The sequence below is a fragment of the Corallococcus sp. AB030 genome, assembly GCF_003668965.1.
In the GTDB taxonomy this organism is placed as follows: Bacteria; Myxococcota; Myxococcia; order Myxococcales; family Myxococcaceae; genus Corallococcus; species Corallococcus exiguus.
In genome coordinates this window covers 1-2,944 of sequence record NZ_RAWQ01000400.1, presented here as the reverse complement: position 1 = coordinate 2,944, position 2,944 = coordinate 1, and the positions used below count along the sequence as shown (strand labels likewise).

The 2,944-nt window shown below is 71.8% G+C and carries 2 protein-coding genes; both read left to right on the top strand.

What is annotated here, in order from left to right:
• Positions 1 to 1,408 (top strand): NAD(P)/FAD-dependent oxidoreductase (locus D7Y15_RS42955; protein ID WP_233605318.1); only part of this gene is annotated, 1,408 nt, incomplete at its 5' end.
• Between the two features lie 57 nt (positions 1,409 to 1,465).
• Complete coding sequence (locus D7Y15_RS42950; protein WP_233605317.1) at positions 1,466 to 2,683, top strand: glycosyltransferase family 87 protein; 1,218 nt, start codon at positions 1,466 to 1,468, stop codon at positions 2,681 to 2,683.
• Positions 2,684 to 2,944: the final 261 nt, after the last annotated feature.

Sequence of the window (2,944 nt, the reverse complement as noted above, 5' to 3'; positions counted from 1 at the left end):
GGGGGCGGGAGGGGTCATGGCCGAGACTTTCGACGTGGTGGTGATTGGAGCGGGTCCCGCGGGAGAGAACGCGGGCGCGCGCGCGGCGGCGGGTGGGTTGAAGGTCGCGCTGGTGGAGCACGAGCTCCTGGGCGGCGAGTGCTCCTACTGGGCCTGCATGCCCAGCAAGGCGCTCTTGCACCCCGGCGAGACGCTGTGGCTGGCGAAGCACACGCCCGGCGTGCGCGAGCTCATCCAGGGCCCGCTCAAGGCGGACGCCGTGCTCAAGCACCGCGACCAGATGGTGTCCGGCTACGACGACAGGTCCCAGGTGAAGTGGGCGGAGGGCGCGAAGCTCACCGTGGTGCGCGGCAAGGGCCGGCTCACGGGCCCGCGCAAGGTGGCCGTCACGGGCAAGGAAGGCAAGGTGCGCGAGATGGAGGCGAAGCAGGCCGTCGTCATCGCCACGGGCAGCAAGCCGCGCCTGCCGGACATCGCGGGCCTCAAGGACTCCAGGCCGTGGGACAACCGCGAGGGCACCGGCGCCAAGGCCGTGCCGGGCCGGCTGGTGGTGCTGGGCGGCGGCGTGGAGGCGGTGGAGCTGGCGCAGGCGTGGCGCGAGCTGGGCTCGGAGGTGACGCTGGTGCAGCGCGGGCCCCGCGTGCTCAAGCGCTTTGAACCCTTCGTCAGCGAGCAGGTGGCCGAGGCGCTGCGCGACTCCGGCGTGCGCGTGTTGCTGGAGACGCAGGCCACCAAGGTGCAGCGCTCCGGAGCCCAGGGCGAATACACCATCACGCTGACCGGCGGGGACACGCTGCGCGCGGACGCGCTGCTCGTCGCCATGGGCCGCACCGCGCGCACGGACGACCTGGGTCTGGACACGGTGGGGCTCAAGCCCGGCGCGACCATCGAGGTGGATGATCAGCTCCGCGCCACGGGTGTGGACGGCGGCTGGCTGTACGCGTGCGGCGACGCGAACGGCCGCAACATGCTCACGCACATGGGCAAGTACCAGGCGCGGCTGTTGGGCGACGTCCTCCTGGGCAAGCCCGCGAAGGCGTGGGCGGACGCGAAGGCCACGCCTCAGGTCATCTTCACGCACCCGCAGGTGGGCAGCGTGGGCCTCACCGAGGACCAGGCGCGCAAGGCAGGCGTGCCGGTGAAGACCGTGCAGTACGAGCTGGGCGACGTGGCCGGTGCGTCCGTCATGGGCAAGGACCTCAAGGGGACGGCCAAGCTGGTGGTGGACGAGCAGCGCCGGGTCATCGTGGGCGCCACGTTCACCGGGCCGGGCGTGGGCGAGATGATCCACGCGGCCACCATCGCCGTCGCGGGCGAGGTGCCGCTGGACACGCTCTGGCACGCGGTGCCGTCGTACCCCACCGTGAGCGAGGTGTGGCTGCGGCTGCTGGAAGCCTACGGCCTGTGATTGCGGCGGGGCGCTCCCGCGTGGAATGGTGCGCGCCCCCCGTGTCCCGGTCCGTGAATGAGCACCGCTGAGCCCGCCCGCCAACGCGCGTCCCTGAAGGTGGAGTGGGCGTTGTTGCTGGTGCTCGCCGTGGCGGCCGTGGCGGTGGGGCAGCATCCCCGGCGCGGCGCGGACTTCCGCGTCTACCTCACCGCCGCGGAGCGCTTCCGCGAGGGCACGGACCTCTACCGCGCCGAGGACGGCACCATGCCGTTCAAGTACGCGCCCGTCACCGCGCCCCTGTTCCTGCCCTTCACCGCCGTGCCTCCGCGCGCGGCCGTGGCGCTGTGGAACCTGGGCTCCGTGCTCGCGCTCGGCGCCGTGTCCGTGCTCACGCGTCGCGCGGTGCCCAAGGACGGAGAGGCGACGCCGTGGCCGTGGGCTCCGGTGCTCGCAACCGCCGCGCTGCTGCCCGCGTTCTCCTTCGAAATCTTCTACGGCCAGGTGGACGTCGTGCTGCTGTGGCTGCTGGTGCTCGCGGCCGTGGGTGCCGAGCGGGGCCGCACGTGGGGCCCCGGCGCGGCCTTCGCCGTGGCGTGCCTGCTCAAGCCTCCGGCCGCGCTGCTGGGGTTGTTCTTCCTGGCGCGCCGTCACTGGCGCGTGGTGGGGACCACCGCCCTCTTCGGCGTCCTGCTGGTGCTGCCCACGCTGGGCCGCTACGGCTGGACGGGCACGCTGTCACAGCTGCGTGACTGGACGGAGATCCTGGCGCGCACCACGCCGCCGTGGGCGCTGGGCCACAACCCACAGGGCCTGCCCACGCTGCTGCTGTCACTGGTGCTGCCCCCGGAGTCGCTGCCTCCCGCGGGTGCGATGACCGCGGCGCAGGTCGTGGCGATGGGGCTGTTCATCGGCGCGCTCGTGTGGGCGCGGCCCGGTCCGGTGGAGCTGCTCGCGTTCTGCTGCCTGGGCGTAACGCTTTTGTCACCATTGGCGTGGCGCGCGAACTACCTGCTCGCGTGGCCGGTGATCCGCGCGGCGCTGGAGGGACGCTCGCGCCTGGGGCAGGCGTGCGTGGCCGGAGTGGCCCTCATCGGCATGGTCGTTTCCGACGCGGTGTTGGGCGCGGAGTGGGCCCGGCACGTGTTGCTCTTCCGGCCGTTCGCGGTGGCGTACTCCGCGCTGCTGATCGCGCTGTTGTGGCAGACGCGGCGTCACGGAACGCCCACGGCGGTGATTTCCGACAAGACCGTGACTCACCTGCCGCGCGGATTTTTGAACGCTCGCGGTTCGTGACCCAATCGAAACAAGGCCGGGGGCAAAGTGTCACGGAGCCTGAACCTTCGTGACACACGGTGTCGCTATATGCGTCCCCGTCATGTTCGAAACGTTCGACAGCGCTTCCAGCGCCCCCGCCGCCCGGCGGTTCGCGCTCTCCACCACCGCGTCGGTCGCCGTCTTCGGACTCATCGCCGTGGCGGCGATGACCGCGGCCAACACGGTGAAGGAAGTCATCAAGGAGAAGAAGGTGGACGTCGTCTTCCGTCCCCCTCCGCC

Excerpts from the sequence above, each read along its gene's own strand:
- D7Y15_RS42950 (WP_233605317.1), top strand. The coding sequence starts at position 1,466 with ATGAGCACCGCTGAGCCCGCCCGCCAACGCGCGTCCCTGAAGGTGGAG.